The following is a 21311-nucleotide window of genomic DNA, read 5'->3' as shown; positions in this document are numbered from 1 at the left end:
TAGGAGTCCGACCAGACTGCTTCGCATGCGACGCCTGTTCCCTGTGACCGATCAGACATCCGCGGCCGGGGCGACGGCCGTCCCTCGTCCGGGCGCCCCGGACGGCGACCGGGAGTGGACGCTGGACGAACTCGCCGACGCCTACGCCTACCCGGAGCGGGCGGACGGCGGGCCCTGGCTGCGCGGGAACATGGTCGCGACGCTGGACGGCGCGGCGCAGCACGAGGGCCGCTCGGGCACCATCTCGTCGGCCGCCGACATGCGCGTCTTCGGGGTGCTGCGGGCGCTGACGGATGTCGTCGTCGTCGGCGCGGAGACCGTACGGCTGGAGGGCTACCGGCCCGCCCGCGCCCGGGAGGCGTTCGCGGCCCGGCGCGCCGCGGCGGGGCAGGGGGCCGCGCCCGCCATCGCCGTGGTCACGGCCAGTGCGGACCTGGACTTCTCGCTGCCGCTCTTCACCTCACCGCTCGCGCCGACGCTGGTGCTGACGGGCGCCGCCGCGCCCTCCGAGCGGCTGCGGGCCGCCGAGCGGGCGGGCGCGGACGTGGTGGTCGCCGGGGACGGCACGGGCGTGGACCCGGCGCGGGCCGTGCGGATGCTCGGTGAGCGCGGCCACACCCGGCTGCTCACGGAGGGCGGGCCCCGGCTGCTCGGCCAGTTCGTGGCGGCGGGGGTGCTGGACGAGCTGTGCCTGACGCTGGCGCCGCTGCTGGCGGCGGGCGGCGCGCAGCGCATCGCGGGCGGACCGGGGCCCGAGGTGCCCGCCCGGTTCGAACCGGTGTCGCTGCTGGCGGAGGACGGTTTTCTGTTCTGCAGGTACGCCCGGTCGAATGCCCCGTGGATCTCCCGCGATCAGGGGTAGTGGAGCTGGGGAACGGATTTTCGAGACCCGCTCGGTACCATCCGACGGAATTTATCGTTCCGCTTAGCTCCGGCTGGGCAGACTAAATCCGATCCCCCGCCACGGCGGGGAAGGATGGTTTCAGCAGTGGGCCGCGGCTGCGGTCCACGAGGACGGACGGAAGGGCGCCTGTCGTGTTCACGAGCGTACTGATGATCGAGAAGGCCCTGACGCCCGAGGACGTGGAGTTCGTGACGACGCTCCACGGTGATCAGCAAGTGTCCTTCGTGGTGCTCATGCAGCCCCGCGGCGACCAGGCCGACGTGCTGCTGCGCGCCATCGACGACGTCGCCTTCGGCGAGCTCAGGGAGGCCGCGCAGGAGGGCGAGGAGCCGGAGGGCCGGGAGGCAAGACACCCCGCCGAGGTCGCTCTCGCCCACACCATCACGGCGCTGCGCGCCACGGGCTCCGAGGCCACCGGCCAGATCGTCGAGCAGACCCCGCTGGACCGGCTGAAGGCCGTCGTCGAGGACACCAAGGCGGACGAGGTCGTGGTCCTGACGGAACCGCACTACGTGGAGGAGTTCTTCCACCGCGACTGGGCGTCGCGGGCGCGGCACCAGGTCGGCGTACCGGTGCTCAAACTCTTCGCGCACAGCGAATAGGGTGAGGCGCGACCCATGACCTGACCTGTCAGGTCCTCGCGCGACCCCCCGTACTGGAGAGACGTATGGCATCCGCCACCGGCATCCCGGCCGCCATGGAACGGCCGCACTTCATCGGCATCGGCGGTGCGGGCATGTCGGGCATCGCGAAGATCCTCGCCCAGCGCGGTGCCAAGGTCGCGGGCAGCGACGCCAAGGAGTCGGCCACCGCCGACGCGCTGCGGGCGCTCGGCGTGACCGTGCACATCGGGCACGACGCCGCGCACCTCGCGAAGGACGCCACCTGTGTCGTCGTCTCCAGCGCCATCCGCGCGGACAACCCGGAGCTGGTGCGGGCCGCCGAGCTGTCCGTCCCCGTGGTGCACCGCTCCGACGCGCTGGCCTCGGTGATGGCCGGCGGGCGGGCTCTCGCCGTCGCCGGTACGCACGGCAAGACGACCACCACCTCGATGCTGGCCGTCGCACTCGGCCGCCTCGGCCTCGACCCGTCGTACGCGATCGGCGGGGACCTCTCCGGACCCGGCACCAACGCGTCCCACGGCGACGGCGAGATCTTCGTGGCCGAGGCGGACGAGAGCGACCGGAGCTTCCAGAAGTACGACCCCGAGGTCGCGATCGTCCTCAACGCGGAACTCGACCACCACGCGAACTACGCGTCGATGGACGAGATCCACGAATCCTTCCAGAAGTTCGCCGCCAAGATCGTCCCGGGCGGCACGCTGGTGATCTCCGCCGACCAGGCGGGCGCCGTCGAGCTGACCCGGCGGATCCGGGAGGCGGGCGGGACCGCCGCGCCGCGCATCGTCACCTACGGACTCGCCGACGACGCCGACGTGCGCATCCTCTCCATCGAAGCGGACGGGCTGACGAGCCGGGTCACCGTCCTCATGGACGGCGCCGAGCTGGCCTTCGGGGTGTCCGTGCCCGGCCGCCACTACGCCACCAACGCGGTCGCCGCGCTCGTCGCGGGCAGCGCGCTCGGCGTTCCCGCCGAGGGCCTGGCGTCGGCGCTCGGCTCCTACACCGGGGTCGGCCGCCGCCTCCAGCTCAAGGGCGAGGCCGGCGGGGTGCGCGTCGTCGACTCGTACGCGCACCACCCGACGGAGATGACCGCCGACCTGGAGGCGATGCGCACGGCACTGCCCGACGGGGCGCGGCTCGTCGTCGTCTTCCAGCCCCACCTCTTCTCCCGTACGCAGGAACTCGGCCGGGAGATGGGCGAGGCACTGGCGCTCGCCGACGCGTCCGCGGTCCTGGACATCTACCCGGCGCGTGAGGACCCGCTGCCCGGTGTCACCAGCGCCCTGGTCGCGGACGCGGCGCGGGCGGCGGGAGCGCAGGTCACAGAGGTGCACGACAAGGACACGGTGGCGGACCTGGTGGCGGGAATGACAGGGGGTGGCGACCTCGTTCTCACCATGGGGGCGGGTGACGTCACGGACCTCGGTCCGCGCATCCTCGCCCGCCTCACCGACTGAAGGGAGACTCCGTGGCATCCGGAATCAAGAAGGCATACGACGTCGTCAAGCCGGACGAGCAGTGGCGTTCGGAGTTGTCCGACAAGGAGTACGCGGTGCTGCGCGAAGCGGCCACCGAGCCGGCCTTCACCGGTGAGTACACGGACACCAAGACCGAGGGTGTCTATTCCTGCCGGGCATGCGGAGCCGAGCTGTTCCGCTCCGACACGAAGTTCGAGTCGCACTGCGGCTGGCCGTCGTTCTTCGACCCGAAGGACAGCGACGCCGTGGAGCTGATCGACGACAACTCGTACGGCATGGTCCGTACCGAGGTGCGGTGCTCCGACTGCGGATCGCACCTGGGGCACGTCTTCAAGGGCGAGGGGTACGCCACCCCGACGGACCTGCGCTACTGCATCAACAGCATCTCGCTGAAGCTCACGCCCGACGGGAGCTGAGCGGGAGCCGGACGCGCGTCGCGCGCGTCCGGCCGCCGCACGAGGGGCCGTCCTCTTTCGAGGGGACGGCCCCTCGCCGTGCGCGGGTCGGGAACGGGCGGGCGCGCGACGAGAGGCGTCAGGACGGCCGGGGGCGGCGCGGATACGTCGTCGCGCGCTCGCCCCACACGGCCCCGCCCGGTCGTGTGCGGTGCGCGTGCCGCTACCTGCCGGCCCGTCGCGGCTCCCTGACGGGACCACGGCCACCCGCTCGGCGTGCCGTCGCCCCGGCCGGTCCAGGGCTTCGGACCTGTGGACCTGCCGCTTCCACGGCGGTCCCGGGCCCCGGAGCGGCCGCTCAGCGCCGGCCGAGCCCGCCGAGCCGGCGGCCGAGCCGGCTGAGCGCGGACTCCCGCTGCCAGACGCGGAACTCCTCCGCACGGTGCGCGCCCGCGCCTTCGAGATACTGCTCCAGGGCCGCCAGATCGGCCGCGGGCAGCGCCCGCACGGCCGGCCGTGCCACCTTCTCCAGCAGCGTCGTCCGCGTCTCGTCCCACGCGCGCGTGGCGCCGGGCAGTGAGGTCCAGGCGACGAAACAGTCCGCCGTGTACGAGGGGACGCTCCGCAGCCGGGCCCGTACCCGGTCCGTGCGCGCCATGGCCGCGTACGCGGCGAGCAGGGCCGGGTCCCCGCGGTGGATCAGCGCGTACAGCTCTCCGTCGGGACGGTCCTCGGACAGCAGCCGGCATGCCAGCGTCGAGGCGAGCCGCTCCAGCACGGCCGGTGCGACCGGCTCGTGCCGCTCCGCTGCCTCGCGCAGCGACAAGGCCCGCTCCACCCAGGGCGCGGGCGCCCGGCCCGCCGCCAGCGCCCCCGCGAACTCCAGCAGCCCCAGCGCGCAGCGCGGCCCGGGGCGGAGCGTGTCGGGGAAACAGCGCAGCAGGTCGGGGGCGAGCGCCGGGGCCTGGTCGTCGGCGGCCGGTGCCTCCAGGGCCGCGCGCACCAGGACCTGCCAGGTGCCCGCCACGCGGTGCGCGTCGGAGCCCGTCCCGTCCAGCATCCGACGCGCCTCGGCGGCCGTCGGGAGCCCCTCGCCCCACACCAGCCGCACCGCCGTCCGCAGCACCAGGGGCTCCGCGAGCGGCGAGACGCCGGAAGCGCGCAGCGCCGCGTTCAGCGCGCCGACCCGGTCCCCGTCCGGCCCTGGCAGCCAGGGCGCACCCGCGCACATCCGCAGATGCGGCAGCGCCTGAACGCCCGTCAGCTCCAGCGGGGCCGTCGCCGCCAGCCGGGCCGCGTTGACCGGGTCGTCCGCCGCCCGGTCGTCGAGCGCGCTCAGCAGCTCTGTCCGCAGCTCGAACTGCTCGTCGAGCACCGCCTCCACGGCCGGTCCCCAGGCGCCCTCCGGGTCGGCGAGCAGCGCACCCGCCAGCTTGCCCGCCACGCCAGGCAGCAGGTCCGCGCAGTCCACCCCGAGCACGCCCGCCACCCGCAGCAGCGTCGGCGGGCCCGCGACGTCGGCAGCGCCGCCGCTCGCGACCCCGGCCCGCAGCTCCTCCGCCAGCTCGTCGGCGAGCCGGTCCTTGAGCGCCGCGGGCAGCGCGGCCAGGCGTGCCACCGGCAGCTCGGGCACCGCGGACGGCATCCGCACGGCCAGCGTGAGCACCAGGGCGCCCAGGGGCGCCGTCGTCCCGGCGGCGGCCGTCATGCCGAGCGCGCCGAGCAGCCGGGCCAGCGCGCCCGCCTCGCTGGCCGTGTGTTCACCCGCCGGGGCGCACAGCGCCGCCACGACCCGGTCCACCAGGGCAGCGTCCAGGGTGCGGGCGTGCATCCGCGCCCAGGCGGCCGCCTCGGCGCGGGCGTCGGGACCGAGGAGGACACCGCCGGCGAGCGCGGCGCAGGCGAGGGCGCCCGCTGAGAGCCGGCCGTCGGGCAGGGCGTCCGCCGACTCGAAGACCTCCGGCGCGCCGGACAACCAGATCCGCGCGGCGGTGGCGGCCCAGGTGACGGTCGTGTCGGTGGGGTCGGCGCCCTCGGCGGGGCCGCTGCCCGGCGTGCCGTCGAATATCAGGGACCCGCCGCCGTCCTGGGCCCTGCGGCCCGTCAGCGCCGCCGCGTCCTGCGGCAGTACGCCGACGACCTGCTGCGGCGCGGGCCCCGGGCGCCGGGTGTACGTGGTGAACGTCAGCCGCTCCGCGTACGCCCTCGGCAGTGCGGCCGACGCCAGTGCGAGCCAGCGCGCCACATCCGAGCTGTCCCGCTCCACCAGGAACAGCCGCGACAGCCGTCCCGCCGGCCCGCCCGTGTGCGCGCGGCGCCCCTCGCACAACTCCCTTACGGCGGCGAGGAAGTCCGCGAGCCGCCCGGCCCTGACGGTGGCGAAGGCCGTCAGCGCGCCGGTGCCGAGCGGCCCCCCGGCCACCGGGGAGGGCCGGAACGCGGCCAGCGGCGCGATGCGGCCGTCCAGCGGCGCCGTGTCGGCCCACTGCGGGTCCTCCCACGCGGCGAACGGCAGGGCCCCGCCCGGGAGTCCATCGCCCGGCGGGATGACCACCGCATGGGTGTGGAAGGCACACCAGCGCCCGGTGTGATCCACCCCGGTGCACACCGATCGGGCCAGCAGACGACTGCCGTCCGACAGCAGACTGTGACTCAAGGTCCTGGGGAAGGCGGCCAGTTCGGCCGTGGACGGATGCGGTGGCGCGTCCCGCGGCGGCTCGTACGCGAGCAGCGCCTCCACCTCCTTCAGGACGGCGTGCGACACGCCGGGTGCCACGGCGGTGAACCGTGGGCCGGGCGCGTCGGAGCCGCCCTCGGGGGCCGAGGTGTAATGCAGTTGCGCCAGGCTCATACCCGGGACCCTTCGTACCTTCGTGCCCTGTTCGCCGTGCGGACCCCGCTGCCGCTCGGGCCCGCGCACGGCGGTCCGGCCGGGGCGCTCGGCGGCGTGGCCGGCGCGGGAGAAGGGAGTCCTCGCGGAGAGCTTTTCAGATCGCGGGTCGCGGAGTCGAGCAGCCCCCCGCACCGCCGGGGTCCGGGCCGCCTCCGTCACAATCGCGGACATGGACGCACACCGGTTCGACGGGCTCGTCGCCCGCGCCCACGCTCTGGTCACCCCCGGCCGCCGGGCACTGCTCGGTATCGCGGGGGCACCGGGCGCGGGGAAGTCGACGCTCGCACGGCGACTGGCCGACGCGCTGGAGGAGCGGTACGGGGCGGGTACGGCCGTCCTCGTGCCCATGGACGGCTTCCATCTCGCGCAGGCCGAGCTGACGCGGCTCGGCAGGGCGGAACGCAAGGGCGCGCCCGACACGTTCGACGCGGCCGGATACGCGGCGCTGCTCGCGCGGCTGCGCGCGCCCCGGCCGGGCGAGGTGGTGTACGCGCCCGCCTTCGAGCGGTCACTGGAGGAGGCCGTCGCGGGCAGCGTCGCCGTACCGTACGGCGTGCCGCTCGTGGTCACCGAGGGCAACTACCTGCTGCACGACGACGCGGCGTGGGCGCCCGTACGCGCCCTGCTGGACGAGGTGTGGTTCCTCGACCCGGACCGGGAGGCACGGGTGGCGCGGCTGGTCGAGCGGCATGTGCGGTTCGGGAAGGAGCGCTCCTTCGCCGAGCGGTGGGTGGCGCGCTCGGACGAGGCGAACGCGCGGCTCGTCGAGGCGGGCCGGGACCGGGCCGACGTGGTCGTGGCGGGGGACCTGTTCCCGTCGCCGGAGCCGGATGCCGGGGACCCCGGCCCGGACGCGGAGGGCCGCGGACGCGAGCGGTGAGCCGCCGCATACCGCTTCCGACCTGGCGTGAACGCGGCCACGAACGCGCGGATGCCGCTGAGGGATCCGGCAGGCTCCCGCGATCCCGGCGAGGACACGGTGGATACCGGTAAGGAAACGGATTCCGGCGTGTCGCGGGACTGGGCATAGCATCGAAAGGGCAGGGAGACCACCGACCGGCGGAGAACCGCCACCCGGCGAGCACCGCCCGGCGGGACGGCACCGGAACACGGCACGGATGCGGAAGGCACAGATGCGGGAGCGGACGCAGAGGCGCAGGACGCAAGGGACGGAGGCGACACGGCGTGCGGCTGTTCCGGCGCGGACCACGGCGTGACCCGCGCGACACCCCCCGCGACCGGGCGTTCTCGTTCTTCTCCGTCGACGAGGCCGCGTACTTTCGTGCCCAGGTGCGTCAGGCGTTCGCGGAGCACGGCCTTGAGGTGACGCTGTACGAGGCGGCCGTCGTGGACAACGCGGGCCGGCAGTTCGGCCTCGGCAACCTCGCCGCCGTCTGCCACAACGACGACCGCGGCCCCCGGGCCTGGGGAGAGCTGGCCAGGCGGCACGCCGAGATGGTGCTGCGCACGGTGGACGGGCCCTCGGCGCTGGACACCCTGGCGCCCGCCCAGATCAGGGCGCAGCTCTACCCGCGGGTGATCAGCGGCGAGGGGCTGGACGCGGAGAACTTCGGCTATGCCCGGTCCGTGGCGCCGGGGCTGTACGAGCTGCTGGCCCTCGACCTGCCGGAATCCGTGATGATGCTGACCGACGAGGCGCTCGGCCGGCTCGGCGAGACGGAGCAGCTGCGCGAGCGTGCCATGGACAACCTGCGGGAGCTGCCGGTCGAGGGCCGCGAGACGGTCAAGGACGACAACGGCATGCGCTTCGAGGTCGTCGTCGGCGACTCCTTCTACACGGCGAGCCGCGTCCTGGCGCTGGAGGCCCTGATCCGGCAGACGACCGGGCAGCGGCTCACGGCGGACGGCGCGCTCGTCGCGATGCCGTTCCGCCACCAGCTGGCCTTCCACGTCATCCGCGACGCGAGCGTGCTCCCGTCCCTGACGGGCATGGCGATGTTCGCGGCGTCCGGGTACGAGGACACGCCGGGTTCGATCAGCCCGTACGTCTACTGGTGGCGGGGTGGCACGATCACACAGCTGAGCGAGAAGGACGAGGACGGCGACGGCCTGCGGGTCGTGGTGGGGGAGGACTTCCAGGAGGTACTGGAGCGGCTGGTGGCGCAGGAGCCGCCGCACAGCTGACAACCGGCCACTGCCGCCCGCCGGAGTCGGCCATCATCTGCCCCTGAGGTTTGGGGAGTTGGGTATCGGCGTAGAAATGGCCCGGGCGTGCGGGAGGATCCACCGGGGTCGCGTCCGCTCCGGTCCTTCCGCTCCGGTCGGTCCGGTCGGTCCGGTCGGTCCGGTCGGTCCGGTCCACGGGGACGGTCCCCGCGGGTTCGTCCGCTTCTTTCCCCAAAGCGCCCGCGCCTGTCCGTGCCCGTGACCGTCCGTGTCCGTGCCCGCGATCGTCCGTGTGTGTCCGTGCCGTCGTTCTTGTCCTTGTCCTTCGGCAACCCCCTCGTGCTCGTCCTCCTGGCCCTCGCGGCCCCGTGCTCCGGTATCGAGAGGATCAGCTTGTCATGCTCCTGTTCGATTGTTCCGCCGTCCGCAGACCCTTCGCCGTCCTGGTGCTCCTCCTCGGCCTGCTGGGCCTCACCCTGCTGCCGGTCACGTCCGCGGCGGCCTCCGGCACCTCGGCCGCCTCCACGGTGCCCGGCATGCCGTCGCCGTGCTGGGCCACCCACTACGGAGCCGAGATCCCGCCCGGCTCGTACACCGCGAGCGGGGAGATCTTCGATGAGAACGCCCTCACCGCGGCGACGTCGCTGAGTCTCAGCCCGCAACTGCCCTTCGGCACCATGGTCACGGTGACCAACACGGCCAACGGCGCCTCGGTGACCGTCCGGATCAACGATCGCGGGACGTTCGCCGCGACGCCGTCCCAGCCGTTCTGCATCGACCTCACCGACGGTGCCTTCCGCCGCATCGGCGCCATCTCGCCGGACCCGGGCCACTTCGTGGTGAACGTCGACCCCGCGTCGGGCGACAGCGGGGGCACCCCGCCCGGCGGTCCCACGGGCGCCACCGGTCCCGTTCGCGGTGCGGGCGGCACCTGCGTTGACGTCAACGCGGCGGGCACGGCGGACGGCACCGCCGTCCAGCTCTACCAGTGCAACGGAACCGGCGCCCAGAGCTGGACCGTCGCAAGCGACGGCACTCTGCGCGCGCTCGGCAAGTGCCTGGACGTCTCCGGAGGTTCCACGGCCGACGGGTCCAAGGTCCAGTTGTGGACGTGCAACGGCACCGGAGCGCAGCAGTGGCGCGCGGGCTCCGGCAACCTGCTGGTCAACACCGCGTCGGGCAAGTGCCTCGACGCGACGGACAACAGCACGGCGAATCTGACGCGGCTGCAGATCTGGCAGTGCTTCGGCGGCTCGAACCAGCAGTGGATTTTGCCGGCCTGAACCCGCCGCAGGGCCGCCACCTGCCCCCGAGTCACCACAGGCGTCCGGGTCTCGACCGGCGCCCTGGCGCCTGCCCGGTCGTGTTCCCGCGTCCGTGTGCCCGTCCGCGCTGCCGCCGCCCCCTTCACCGCGGGCCCGGCCCGCTCACGGGGCGCGTCGCGTCCGCCCCTCCCGCCGCACTCGCGTGGCCGGAGGGGCGTTGGCACCATGAGGGGATGTCCTCCACCGCACCTGAACCCGCGTCCGCTCCGGCCTCCTTCACCCCCGCCCCCTTCACCGCCGACGACTACCGCGCGCGCCTCGCACGGGCCGCCGCCTCCGCCGCCGGGGCCGGCCTCGCGGGGCTCCTCGTCGCGCCGGGCCCGGACCTGACCTACCTCACCGGCTACCGGCCCACCGCGGACACCGAGCGCATGACGCTGCTCGTCGTACCCGTCGACGGTGAGCCCCGTCTCGTCGTGCCCGCGCTGGAGGCGGCGGACGCCGACAGCGCGCCGGGCGCGCCCGCCCTCACTCAGATGCCCTGGACGGACGCCGAGGACCCGTACGCGCTGACGGCGTCCCGGCTCGATGCCGAGGGAGCCTTCGGGATCAGCGACAACGCGTGGTCACTGCACCTGCTCGCGCTGCAGCGGGCGCTGCCGGAGACCTCGTACCGGGGGCTGTCGGACGCGCTGCCGATGCTGCGCGCAGTCAAGGACGAGCAGGAACTCACGCGGGTCGCGGCGGCCGGGGCGGCGGCGGACGCCGCGTACGAGGAGATCCTGCGGGTGCGCTTCGCCGGGCGCCGTGAGTCGCAGATCGCGGCGGACCTGGCCGCGCTGCTGCTGGCGCACGGCCATACGCAGGTCGACTTCACCGTCGTCGGTTCGGGGCCGAACGGCGCCAACCCGCACCACGAGGCCGGCGAGCGGGTGATCGGGCCCGGCGACATGGTCGTGCTCGACTTCGGCGGGCTCAAGCACGGCTACGGCTCCGACACCACCCGGACCGTGCACGTCGGCGAGCCGACCGCCGAGGAGCGGCGCGTCCACGACACCGTGCGCGCGGCGCAGGAGGCCGGGTTCCAGGCGGTGAAGCCGGGCGCCGCCTGCCAGGACGTGGACCGGGCGGCGCGCGCGGTGATCGAGGACGCGGGCTACGGCCCGTACTTCATCCATCGCACCGGCCACGGCATCGGTGTGACCACCCACGAACCGCCGTACATGATCGAGGGGGAGGAGCGCCCGGTCGTCGCCGGCATGTGCTTCTCCATCGAGCCGGGGATCTACCTGCCGGGCCGGTTCGGCGTGCGCATCGAGGACATCGTCACGGCGACCGCGACGGGTGGCCGCCGCTTCAACAACACGTCACATGAGATGGCCGTCGTCGAGTAGCCGCTTCGCGGGGGCGCGGACGAGAAGCGCGGGAGCGCTGGGGGCAGCCGGGTCCGCGTGCGGGACAGCCGTGGTCCTGCGTGGGGACGCGGTCCGGCGCGGGGGCGAGCCGTCCGGGCGGCGGACGTCCCCGCTCCGCCGCCCCTCGTCCTGCGGGTCGCCGCTGTCGTCTGGTCCGGCGGGGGCCGCGGCCCGCCGCGCCTCGCCCCCGCCCGCCTTCGGCATGCGGACGCGCGCGGCGGGACCGGCCTACGCGTCCGCCAGGACCACCGCGCACGCACCCGGCAGGTGCAGCACACCCGTCCCGTCCGGCGCCGCGACCTCGTCGAACGACGCCAGGACCCGGCGCCGGACACCGGCCCCCAGCGGGATGTCCCGGGCGGCGTCCGACAGGTTCACCACGACGGACAGGTCGCCCCGGCGAAACGCCAGCCAGCGCTCCGCCTCGTCGTGGGCGACGGTCACGGCCGCGAGGTCCGGATCCGACAGGTCCGGCTCGCGGGAGCGCAGGGCGATCAGCTCCCGGTACCAGGCCAGCAGCCGTGCGTGCGGCTCGCGTTCGCGCTCCGAGCGGTCCAGGCAGGAGCGGTCCCTGGTCGCCGGGTCCTGCGGGTCGGGGATGTCCTTCGCCGCCCAGCCGTGCGCGGCGAACTCCCGGCGCCTGCCGCTTCGTACGGCCTCGGCCAGTTCCGGGTCGGTGTGGTCGGTGAAGAACTGCCAGGGTGTCCGCGCGCCCCACTCCTCGCCCATGAACAGCATGGGCGTGTGCGGCCCCGTCAGTACGAGCGCCGCCGCGCACGCCAGCAGGCCGGGTGGGAGCGTCGCCGACAGCCGGTCGCCCTGCGCGCGGTTGCCGATCTGGTCGTGCGTCTGCGCGTACCCGAGGAAGCGGTGTGCGGGGACACGCGTGCGGTCCAGGGGGCGTCCGTGCGTCCTGCCGCGGAACGTGGAGTACGTGCCGTCGTGAAAGAACACGCGCGTCAGTGTCTTCGCGAGTGCGGCCAGTGGCGCCCGGGCGAAGTCCGCGTAGTAGCCCTGCGATTCACCGGTGAGCGCGGTGTGCAGGGCGTGATGGAAGTCGTCGTTCCACTGCGCGTGCAGGCCGAGGCCGCCGGCCGGGCGGGGGGTCGTCGTGCGCGGGTCGCCCAGGTCCGACTCGGCGATCAGGAACAGGGGCCGGCCCGTCTCCGCGCCCAGCAGGTCGACCTCGGCCGACAGTTCCTCCAGGAACGTCAGCGCCCGGGTGTCGGCGAGCGCGTGCACCGCGTCCAGGCGCAGCCCGTCGAGTCCGTAGTCGCGCAGCCAGGCGAGCGCGCTGCCCAGCAGGAACGCCCGCACCTCGTCGGACCCGGGCGCGTCCAGGTTCACCGCCGCGCCCCACGGTGTGTGGTGCGTGTCGGTGAAGTACGGCCCGAACGCGGGCAGATGGTTGCCGGACGGGCCGAGGTGGTTGTGCACCACGTCGAGGACCACACCGAGCCCCAGCGCGTGGGCCGCGTCGACGAAGCGGGCCAGCGCCTCCGGACCGCCGTACGGTTCGTGCACGGCCCACAGCGACACCCCCTCGTATCCCCAGCCGTTGGTGCCGGGGAAAGGACAAAGGGGCATCAACTCGACGTGTGTGATTCCCAGTTCGGCGAGTTCCGGCAACCGGGCGGCGGCCGCGTCCAGAGTGCCCTCCCGCGTGTACGTGCCGACGTGCAGCTCGTAGAGCACCGCGCCGGGCAGGGGCCTGCCGGGCCATGCCACCCGCTGTACGTACGCTTCCGCGCCGACCACCGCGCTCAGGCCGTCGGGCCCCTCCGGCTGGCGCCGGGAGCGCGGGTCGGGCAGGACGGGCCCGCCGTCCAGCGCGAACCCGTACCGGCTGCCGGGCGCCGCCCGCGCCTCCGCCGTCCACCAGCCGTCCCTGGCCTGATCGCGCCGCATCGGCAGGTCCTCGCCGTCGAGTCGCAGCACGACCTCCTCGCCGGCCTTCGGCGCCCACACCTCGAACAGCACAGGTCCCCCTCGTTCGTCCGCACGTCACTGTGCCCCCATGGTGACAAGTCACACCGCCCCGCGCGGGGGCAGCGCGCCGAGCTGCCCGGAGGTTCCCCACCCCGGCACCTGGGCAATCCGCTCCCGCGGGGCGCGTCGGCGACCTTCGCGGGGGGCCTGGCGCCGTCTCGTCTGGACACCTGCGGCCCGTCGGCCCGACAATCTGCTGTGTGACGTCCTCCTTCGACCAACCCGTGTACCCGGCGCGGCCCTCCGACGCCGAGCGCGACCGTGTCCTGGCGGTGCTGAGGGAGGGTGTGGCGGCGGGGAAGCTGTCGCAGGACACGTTCCTGCGCCGGATGGACCTGGTGCTCTCAGCCCGCAGGGCCGACGAGCTGAAGCTCCTGACGGCCGATCTGGAGTCCGAAGGACGGTTCTCCCGGCGGCTGTTCGGCGCGGTCGGCCGGCTGTCGTCGTTCTCGCTGCGGCTGCGCACGGCGTGGCAGGCGGAGCGGCTGCCGAAGCTGCTGCTGCCGCAGCCGGCCCCGTACCCGCTGCGGATCGGCCGCGATCCGGCCAACGGTCTGCGCCTCACGCACGACACCGTCTCCCGCCACCACGCCGAGCTGATGAGCCAGGACGGGCTCTGGGTCCTGCGGGACCTGGGTTCGACCAACGGCACGACCGTCAACGGGCGCAGGGTCGTCAGCACGACCGTCGTCGCCGACGGGGACCAGGTCAGCTTCGGCCGGATGAGTTTCCGCATCTCCACCCACTGAAAGACCGGGCGCCGGTCCGGGCCGGACACCGGGCCCGACGGGGTGCGGAGCCGCGCCGCCGGCGCTCGGCCCGCCCGCGCACCACGGGTGCGTCCCGGGCGTGCGTCCGGGGCCCCGCCGGGCGTCCCGGACTCAGTTCTCGCTGGCCAGCAGCGCGATCGGACGGTCCTGGAAGAGGGTGGTCAGCGGGACCGAGGACGCCTCGTACACCCGCGGCGGCGCCGCGAGGACGTCGCGCCAGCGGCCGGGCGGCAGCGGCAGCGCCGTGTCCGCCCAGCCGCCCGCCTCGGCGAGGCGCAGTGGCAGGCGGGTGACCGCCGTGATCACCTCGCCGGTGCGGCTGAACGCCAGGCAGTGCCCGGCCGCGGGGCCCGTCGCGTCGACGGGCGCGTACGTGCCGGACTCGCCGAAGACGCCGGGGCGTTCGCGGCGCAGCAGCAGCGCCGCCGTGGTGACGACGGTCTTCTCGTCCGGCGCACCGGGCCGGAACCGCGCCCTGTTGTCCGGGTCGACCAGTGCGTAGTACTCACGCTCGGTGCCCTGGTAGAGGTCCGGTACGCCCGGCATCGTCAGATGCACCAGCGCCGCGCCGAGCGAGGCGGCCCGCACGTACGGGTCGAGGGCGCGGGTGAAGTGCGCGACCGTGCGACGGGCCGCGCCCGCCGGACCTGCCGCGACGAAGTCCTTCACCGCCTGCTCGAACCGCGCGTCCCCCTCGGTCCAGGTGGTGCGCAGGCCCGCCTCCCGCACGGACTTCAGCAGCGCGCCCTCCATCCGTTCCCCGTCGGGAGCAGCCGCGAGCGCCGTGTCGACGTCCGACGAGTCCCCGGACGGGGTGAAGCCGAGCGCCGTCTGCCAGGCCTGCCAGGCGACCAGCGGGTCCGGCGAGACGACGCCGGAGACCTGGGCCAGCAGGTCGTCCCACCAGCGCGGGCACTGCGACAGGACCGCGACACCGGCCCGCACCTCCGCGCTGCGCTTCGTGTCGTGCGTCGTCAGGACCGTGCCGGTGGCGGGCCAGTCGCGGGCGATGCGCTCGCAGAACGCGTGGAACTCCCGCGGGCTCACGGCGGGCCGGGCAGGCTCGCCGCCCACCTCGTTCGCCGAGCTCAGCGGCATGAACCGGTAGAACGCGGTGTCCTCCACCGACTTGGCGCGCAGGGCCGACGCCGTCTGCGCGAACCGGGCACAGAACGCCACCTGGTCCGGGCCGTCCCCGAGGCCGCCCAGGGCGAGTTCGCGTACGACGTCGACCGCGGTGGCCTCCTCGGGCACCGCGAAGACCGCCTTCGCCTGCCGAGCCGCCTCCTCGGACACGGCGGCCGTCGCCGCCTCGGTACGTGGCCCGCCGGGCGTCACGTAGGGCCGGTACAGCTCCATCCGCACCAGCAGTTCCCTGATGGCGGTCTCCAGCGCCCACGGCGCGTGGTCGCGCAGCGCCGGGTCCGCGGCGCAGACGCGGCGCGCCGTGCGGACCAGGTACGCGGTCTCCGCGGCCAGTTCGTGCAGGAGCACCCGGTACGCGGCGCGGCGCACCGTCGGCTCCCAGTGGCCCCCGCGGTCCTCCGCGGGCGCCACGACCTCGCGGAAGCGCCGCTCCAGCTGCTCCGCGCCGACCGGGTCGGTGAACAGCCCGTCGACGCGGCGCAGCGCGTCGTAGCCGGTGGTGCCCGCGACGGGCCACGTCGCCGGGAGCCGTTCGTCACCCGTGAGGATCTTCTCGACGACCGTCCAGCAGCCGCCGGTCGCCTCACCGAGCCGGCGCAGGTAGCGCTCCGGGTCGGCGAGGCCGTCCGGATGGTCGATCCTGAGGCCGTCCACCACCCCGTCCCGTACGAGTTCCAGGATCTTCGCGTGGCTTTCCGCGAACACGTCGGGGTCCTCCACCCGTACCCCGATGAGGTCGGAGATGGTGAAGAACCGGCGGTAGTTCAGTTCCGTACGGGCCAGGCGCCACCAGGCGAGCCGGTAGTGCTGGGCGTCCAGCAGCCGGGGCAGCGGCAGCCCCTCCGTGCCCGGCGCGAGGGGGAAGCGCTGCTCGCCGTGGTGGAGTTCGCCGTCCTCGACGCGCATCGCGCCGAGCTCGCCGCCCACGGGCCCCGGCAGCACCGGCAGCAGGATCTTCCCGTCGCCGGCCGCCCAGTCGATGTCGAACCAGCGGGCGTACGGCGACGACTCGCCCTGCCGCAGCACCTCCCGCAGCACCCGGTTGTGCCGGGGCGACATCGCCATGTGGTTCGGCACGATGTCCAGGACGATGCCGAGCCCGTGCTCGCGGGCGCGCCGCGCGAGCTGCCGCAGCCCCTCCTCGCCGCCGAGCTCGGCCCGTACCGAGGCGTGGTCGACCACGTCGTAGCCGTGCGTGGATCCCGGCACCGCCTCCAGCACGGGGGACAGGTGCAGGTGCGAGACACCGAGCGCGGCGAGGTAGGGCACGGACTTCTCGGCCAGCGAGAAAGGGAAGTCCGGCCGGAGCTGGAGCCGGTAGGTCGCGGAGGGCGTCATGGTCACGTACGTACCCCGTGCGGCGCGTTCTGTGTCTTCTCCGGCGGATTCGCCGGCGGAATCGGCACGTGCGGGGGGATCGGCACCGGCCCCGTCGTCGGCCTCGGAGGCGGCGGCGGATTCGGCTTCGGATTCGGTCACTCGTACGTCCGGTGGTCGCGTAGGGAGAACTTCGGCCAGGTACGGGGACGCCTCACGCGTCCGGGTCGTACACGTACGGCGTGGTCGTGGTCAGTGCGGCGAAGCCCAGCCGTTCCAGGATGGGACGGCTGTCCTCGGACGCGTCGACCTGGAGGAACCGGTAGCCGCGCCGGGCCGCGATCCGCGCGCGCTGTGCCACCAGCGCCCGGTAGATGCCGCGGCCCCGCCACTGACGCAGCGTACCGCCGCCCCACAGGCTCGCGAACTCCTTCCCCGGCGGCAGTTCCATCCGGGCGGCGCATACCGGCGTCGCTCCCGCGACCGCGAGCACGGCGGAGACCGTGTCCGGCTCCTCGGCGAGCTGGCGGGCGAGCCGCTCCCGGAAGGACGAACTGCCGGGACCGAACACCTCGTCGTGGACGGCGGCCATCCGTGCGACCCCCGCGGCGTCCGTCACCGGCACCAGCTCCACGCCTTCCGGCAGCCGGAAGTCCGCCATGGCGTCCACGACCGCCGCGGTACCGGCGACCATCAGGGTCTCCGCGGGCTCCGCCGCAAGCCCCGCCGCCGAGAGGCGGCTGCCCAGGTCGGACGGCGTGTCGTGGGCGTAGAGCTTCCACTCGAAAGGGCGGCCCCGCGCCGCGAAGTACGCGCGTTGCGCGGCGATCTCCGCGTCCGCGGAGTACGCGTCCAGGTCCGACCAGAGCACGCCGTTCCAGTCCTCGTCACCGCCGCTCTGCCGCACGCTGGACGCGCCGCGTTCCACCAGGGCGCCGGGGCCGTCGGGCTCGGCCTCCCGCCGCATCTGCCGGTCGAACAGTGCCAGTACCTCGGTGTGATCCATTCCCGCACTGCATCACCACGGTCCCGGCCCGGCAACCGGATTTGACCGGCGGCCGGGCCGTGGCCCGCGATGTCCCGGGGCCGGGCTCCCGGCGGCCCCCCGGCTCCCGGGCGGGCCACCGTCCACTCCCGCCGGCGGGCCCGGGCGCGCGCACCGGCGAGGGCCGCTCACGCGGGACGCGGGCGAGGGCCGCTCACGCCGGCCGCATCAGCACCGTCATGCTGCGGCTCATCAGCGTGATCCGCTCGCCGCCGTCCGCCTTCGGGCCCTGACCGGGCGGTACCCCGTCGGGGCGTGCCGTGTCCACCACGACCTGCCACTGCCTGCCGTGGGTGACGGGCAGCAGGAACTCCAGGTCGTCCGGGCTCGCGTTGAACATCAGCAGGAACGAGTCGTCAGCGATCCGCTCGCCGCGCGGGCCGGGCTCGGAGATGGCGTGGCCGTTGAGGAACACCGTCATCGCGCTCGCGCTGGACGCCTGCCAGTCCTGCTGCTTCATCTCCTCGCCCTCGGGTGTGAACCAGGAGATGTCGGAGAGTTCGTCGTGGGTTCCCTCGACCGGCCGGCCGTGGAAGAAGCGGCGCCGCCGGAACACCGGATGGTCGCGGCGCAGCCCCACCATCGCCCGGGTGAAGGCGAGCATCCCCTCGCCCTCGGGTTCGGGCACGGCACTGCCGTCCTCGGCCTTGGCCTCCGGATCGGGCCAGTGCACCCAGGAGATCTCGTTGTCCTGGCAGTACGCGTTGTTGTTGCCGCCCTGGGTGCGGGCGAACTCGTCGCCGTGGCTGAGCATCGGCACGCCCTGCGAGAGCAGCAGCGTCGCGATGAAGTTGCGCATCTGGCGGTTGCGCAGTTCCGTGATGCCCGTGTCGTCGGTGGGGCCCTCGGCGCCGCAGTTCCACGACCGGTTGTAGCTCTCGCCGTCCCGGTTGTCCTCGCCATTGGCCGCGTTGCGCTTGTCGTTGTACGAGACGAGGTCGTTCAACGTGAAACCGTCGTGGCAGGTGGTGAAGTTGATCGACGCCAGCGGGCGCCGGCCGTCGTCCTGGTAGAGGTCCGACGAGCCGGTCAGCCGGGACGCGAACTCCGCCAGCGTGCGCGGCTCGCCGCGCCAGAGGTCCCGTACGGTGTCGCGGTACATCCCGTTCCACTCGGTCCACAGTGGCGGGAAGTTGCCGACCTGGTAGCCGCCCTCGCCGACATCCCAGGGTTCGGCGATCAGCTTGACCTGGCTGACCACCGGGTCCTGCTGGACCAGGTCGAAGAACGACGACAGCCGGTCCACCTCGTGGAACTGGCGGGCCAGCGTCGCCGCGAGGTCGAAGCGGAAGCCGTCGACGTGCATCTCGGTGACCCAGTAGCGCAGTGAGTCCATGATCAGCTGGAGTACGTGCGGGGAGCGCATCAGCAGGGAGTTGCCGGTGCCCGTCGTGTCCATGTAATAGCGGGGGTTGTCGGTGAGCCGGTAGTACTGCGGGTTGTCCAGGCCCCGGAAGGAGAGCGTGGGTCCCAGGTGGTTGCCCTCGGCCGTGTGGTTGTAGACGACGTCGAGGATCACCTCGATGCCCGCCTCGTGCAGCGCCTTCACGGCCTGCTTGAACTCCAGCACCTGCTCGCCCCGGTCGCCCCAGGAGGCGTACGTGTTGTGCGGGGCGAAGAAGCCGATGGTGTTGTAGCCCCAGTAGTTGGCGAGGTTCGCGTCCGCGAGCCGGTGGTCGTTGACGAACTGGTGTACGGGCATCAGCTCCAGCGCCGTCACTCCCAGCTCCGTCAGGTGCTCGATCACCGCGGGGTGCGCGAGTCCCGCGTACGTGCCCCGCAGCTCGTCGGGCAGCGCCGGGTGCAGCATCGTCAGGCCCTTCACATGGGCCTCGTAGATGACGGTGCGGTGGTACTCGGTGCGCGGTGGCCGGTCGTTGCCCCAGTCGAAGTAGGGGTTCACCACGACGGACGTCATGGTGTGCGGCGCCGAGTCCATGTCGTTGCGGGAGTCTGGCTTGCCGAAGTGGTAGCCGTACACCTCCTCGCCCCAGGCGATCTCGCCGCTGATGGCGCGCGCGTACGGGTCGAGCAGCAGCTTCGCGGAGTTGCAGCGCTGCCCGTTCTCCGGCGCGTAGGGCCCGTGCACGCGGAAGCCGTACCGCTGGCCCGGCATCACGCCGGGCAGGTAGGCGTGCCGGACGAACGCGTCGGTCTCCCGCAGCTCGACCGCCGTCTCGGAGCCGTCGTCGTGCAGGAGGCACAACTCGATCCGGTCGGCGGCCTCCGAGTAGACCGCGAAGTTGGTGCCTGCGCCGTCGTACGTGGCGCCGAGCGGGTACCTCTGCCCCGGCCAGATCTGCATAGACGAAACTCTTCCATTTCTGATCCGGGTGGTGCCGGTCTCTTGTCGCAGATCTTCCCCGAAAGTCGGGTCAGTACCTAGCACCCCCGTTCCCGGAGGATGCCTGCGCCATGTGCCCCGGCGTCGTCGTCTCGTACGGAACACCTCAGGAAGCCCCCCGCGCACGCGGGGCGCATACCAGCCGCAACCAGGCACAAGCGGGACGATACCGGGCGTGGTGGCTGGGGAACATCGGCCACGAAGGGGCGAGTTGGGAAACGAGACGGTCGTTCCTGATGCGGCGTGCGGGATCCTCGGAGTAATCTTCCTTGATCACTGGAAGATCCCCGAAAGGGTGGGAAAGGGGCGGTGCGCGGGTGAGCTCGGGAGGGCTGGAGCTACCCCCTGGTGACCCGGGTCACGGCGGGGACGCAGGCGACATCCCGCCGGGGGCGGTGTCCGTCGCGCGCCCGATGGAGATCGGCGCGGAGCTGAACTGGGACGCGGACGCGTGGGCGCAGGTGCGTACCCGCGCGCAGCGGGCCGGCCGTGCCTACATCTGGCTCAATCTCGTCGAGCAGCGGATGCGCGCCGTGGTGGCCGCCGTGCTGCGGCCCATCTACGAACCGCACCACGGCGAGGACTGGGTGATCGCCGCCGCGGGACCGGCCGGGCAGGAGTGGGTGCAGCGCGCCGCCGCCGTACGCGAGGTCTCCCGGCGCAAGGGCTATCTGCTGGACCCCGCCGACGACAACGTCCTCAGCTTCCTCACCCTTCCCCAGCTGCGCGAGCTGATGGTGCAGCACTGGCCCTGCTTCGAACCGTACGTGGCCGACCGGCGGGAACTGGAGCTCGTCCTGGACGAGCTGGAGGTCGCCCGCAACGTCGTCTCGCGCAACCGCGCCCTGTCCGAGACCGTCCTCGCGCAGGCGGAACGGGCCTCGATCCGGCTGCTGGCGATGGTCGACGGCACCGGCGCCGGGGCGCCCGCCGACGGGGACCGGCTGCCGGTCGACGCCGTCGAGGACCTGGTCGGCGACCGCTACGCGGACGTGGTGTCCGTCCACCCGGACCGGGTCAGGCTCCAGCGCGAGTTCCCCGCCGAGGATCTGTTCGGCGCGGCGCGCCGGGTCGACGCCATCGGTATCGGCCTCAACCTGCTCGTGCAGAACTTCTCCGGACGCCGGCTGATCAGGCTCGCCGAGTCCGGCTGCCGTATACGCCTGCTGTTCCTGAACCCGGCGAGCGGCGACGTCAAGCGCCGCGAGCGCGAGCTGGGCCTGCGCAAGGGCGAGCTGAGCCGGACCGTGGAGATGAACATCCTGCACATGCGCCGGGTCAGGTCGAAGCTCCGCGACCCCGGCGCCTTCGAGATACACGTCTTCGACGAGACGCCCCGCTTCACCGCGTACCTCGTCGACGGCGACGGCCCGGGCGGGCTCGCCGTCGTCCAGTCGTACCTGCGTACGGCGCGCGGCATGGAGACGCCGGTGCTGGTGCTGCGCGGCGGCGGGCGCGAGGTGGTGCGCTCCGGGCGGGAGACGGAGCACGGCCTGTTCGAGGTGTACCGCGAGGAGTTCGAGACGGTCTGGGCCGATTCGCGCCCGGTGTCCTGACGGCTCGTCCCCGGCGGCGGCGGGGCCGCCCCGCCGGCGTTGTC

General features: G+C 73.6%; 15 protein-coding genes. 10 read left to right on the top strand and 5 right to left on the bottom strand.

Annotated features, from left to right (window positions below):
• Positions 1–25: 25 nt before the first annotated feature.
• The 4 genes from OG310_RS07010 (at position 26) to msrB (ending at position 3421) form a co-directional block, all read left to right on the top strand.
• Positions 26–862, top strand: a complete 837-nt coding sequence (locus OG310_RS07010; RefSeq protein WP_329455009.1) for a pyrimidine reductase family protein — start codon at positions 26–28, stop codon at positions 860–862.
• A gap of 173 nt (positions 863–1035) precedes the next feature.
• Positions 1036–1506, top strand: coding sequence for an indole-3-glycerol phosphate synthase (locus OG310_RS07005; RefSeq protein WP_329455008.1), 471 nt, complete (start codon positions 1036–1038; stop codon positions 1504–1506).
• 65 nt (positions 1507–1571) lie between these two features.
• Positions 1572–2984 (top strand): UDP-N-acetylmuramate--L-alanine ligase, encoded by a 1413-nt coding sequence (gene murC, locus OG310_RS07000; RefSeq protein WP_329455007.1) that lies wholly within the window; start codon positions 1572–1574, stop codon positions 2982–2984.
• 11 nt (positions 2985–2995) lie between these two features.
• Entirely contained in the window at positions 2996–3421 is a 426-nt protein-coding gene (msrB, locus tag OG310_RS06995) for a peptide-methionine (R)-S-oxide reductase MsrB (RefSeq protein WP_329455006.1), read from the top strand.
• 337 nt (positions 3422–3758) lie between these two features.
• Here the strand turns inward: msrB and OG310_RS06990 are convergent, their stop codons facing one another.
• Positions 3759–6251, bottom strand: a complete 2493-nt coding sequence (locus OG310_RS06990; protein WP_329455005.1) for a GTPase-associated protein 1-related protein — start codon at positions 6249–6251, stop codon at positions 3759–3761.
• 211 nt (positions 6252–6462) lie between these two features.
• On the opposite strand from OG310_RS06990, the gene OG310_RS06985 reads away from it, so the two are divergent.
• The 4 genes from OG310_RS06985 (at position 6463) to OG310_RS06965 (ending at position 11079) form a co-directional block, all read left to right on the top strand.
• Positions 6463–7173, top strand: coding sequence for a nucleoside/nucleotide kinase family protein (locus OG310_RS06985; RefSeq protein ID WP_329455004.1), 711 nt, complete (start codon positions 6463–6465; stop codon positions 7171–7173).
• 305 nt (positions 7174–7478) lie between these two features.
• On the top strand, positions 7479–8438 hold the full coding sequence (locus OG310_RS06980) for a DUF1444 family protein (RefSeq protein WP_329455003.1): 960 nt from the start codon (positions 7479–7481) through the stop codon (positions 8436–8438).
• A gap of 380 nt (positions 8439–8818) precedes the next feature.
• On the top strand, positions 8819–9703 hold the full coding sequence (locus OG310_RS38515; protein WP_443078568.1) for a lectin: 885 nt from the start codon (positions 8819–8821) through the stop codon (positions 9701–9703).
• A gap of 215 nt (positions 9704–9918) precedes the next feature.
• Complete coding sequence (locus tag OG310_RS06965; protein ID WP_329455002.1) at positions 9919–11079, top strand: aminopeptidase P family protein; 1161 nt, start codon at positions 9919–9921, stop codon at positions 11077–11079.
• Between the two features lie 249 nt (positions 11080–11328).
• Here the strand turns inward: OG310_RS06965 and treZ are convergent, their stop codons facing one another.
• Positions 11329–13080: a malto-oligosyltrehalose trehalohydrolase gene (gene treZ / locus OG310_RS06960; protein ID WP_329455001.1), complete on the bottom strand. Its 1752-nt coding sequence runs from the start codon at positions 13078–13080 to the stop codon at positions 11329–11331.
• A gap of 209 nt (positions 13081–13289) precedes the next feature.
• On the opposite strand from treZ, the gene OG310_RS06955 reads away from it, so the two are divergent.
• Entirely contained in the window at positions 13290–13838 is a 549-nt protein-coding gene (locus OG310_RS06955; protein ID WP_329455000.1) for a DUF1707 and FHA domain-containing protein, read from the top strand.
• 132 nt (positions 13839–13970) lie between these two features.
• On the opposite strand, the gene treY is transcribed toward OG310_RS06955, so the two are convergent.
• The 3 genes from treY to glgX form a co-directional block, all read right to left on the bottom strand.
• Complete coding sequence (gene treY, locus OG310_RS06950) at positions 13971–16343, bottom strand: malto-oligosyltrehalose synthase (protein WP_329454999.1); 2373 nt, start codon at positions 16341–16343, stop codon at positions 13971–13973.
• A gap of 193 nt (positions 16344–16536) precedes the next feature.
• Entirely contained in the window at positions 16537–17328 is a 792-nt protein-coding gene (locus OG310_RS06945) for a GNAT family N-acetyltransferase (RefSeq protein WP_329454998.1), read from the bottom strand.
• 193 nt (positions 17329–17521) lie between these two features.
• The gene (gene glgX / locus OG310_RS06940; protein ID WP_329454997.1) at positions 17522–19672 is read right to left on the bottom strand and encodes a glycogen debranching protein GlgX; all 2151 of its coding nucleotides are present in this window, start codon (positions 19670–19672) and stop codon (positions 17522–17524) included.
• Positions 19673–20028: 356 nt separating this feature from the next.
• Between glgX and OG310_RS06935 the strand changes: the two genes are divergently transcribed.
• Positions 20029–21267 carry an SAV2148 family HEPN domain-containing protein gene (locus OG310_RS06935; RefSeq protein WP_329454996.1) on the top strand — a complete coding sequence of 413 codons (1239 nt, stop codon included), beginning with the start codon at positions 20029–20031 and terminating at the stop codon, positions 21265–21267.
• Positions 21268–21311 lie beyond the last annotated feature (44 nt).

It is taken from the genome of Streptomyces sp. NBC_01497 (assembly GCF_036250695.1).
GTDB lineage: Bacteria > Actinomycetota > Actinomycetes > Streptomycetales > Streptomycetaceae > Streptomyces.
The sequence above is the reverse complement of the archived record's forward strand: the minus strand, read 5'-3'. Positions and strand labels throughout refer to the sequence as shown.

Excerpts from the sequence above, each read along its gene's own strand:
- OG310_RS06990 (WP_329455005.1), bottom strand. The coding sequence starts at position 6,251 with ATGAGCCTGGCGCAACTGCATTACACCTCGGCCCCCGAGGGCGGCTCC.
- treY (WP_329454999.1), bottom strand. The coding sequence starts at position 16,343 with ATGACGCCCTCCGCGACCTACCGGCTCCAGCTCCGGCCGGACTTCCCT.
- murC (WP_329455007.1), top strand. The coding sequence starts at position 1,572 with ATGGCATCCGCCACCGGCATCCCGGCCGCCATGGAACGGCCGCACTTC.
- OG310_RS06965 (WP_329455002.1), top strand. The coding sequence starts at position 9,919 with ATGTCCTCCACCGCACCTGAACCCGCGTCCGCTCCGGCCTCCTTCACC.
- OG310_RS06945 (WP_329454998.1), bottom strand. The coding sequence starts at position 17,328 with ATGGATCACACCGAGGTACTGGCACTGTTCGACCGGCAGATGCGGCGG.
- OG310_RS38515 (WP_443078568.1), top strand. The coding sequence starts at position 8,819 with ATGCTCCTGTTCGATTGTTCCGCCGTCCGCAGACCCTTCGCCGTCCTG.
- glgX (WP_329454997.1), bottom strand. The coding sequence starts at position 19,672 with ATGCAGATCTGGCCGGGGCAGAGGTACCCGCTCGGCGCCACGTACGAC.
- OG310_RS07010 (WP_329455009.1), top strand. The coding sequence starts at position 26 with ATGCGACGCCTGTTCCCTGTGACCGATCAGACATCCGCGGCCGGGGCG.
- OG310_RS06985 (WP_329455004.1), top strand. The coding sequence starts at position 6,463 with ATGGACGCACACCGGTTCGACGGGCTCGTCGCCCGCGCCCACGCTCTG.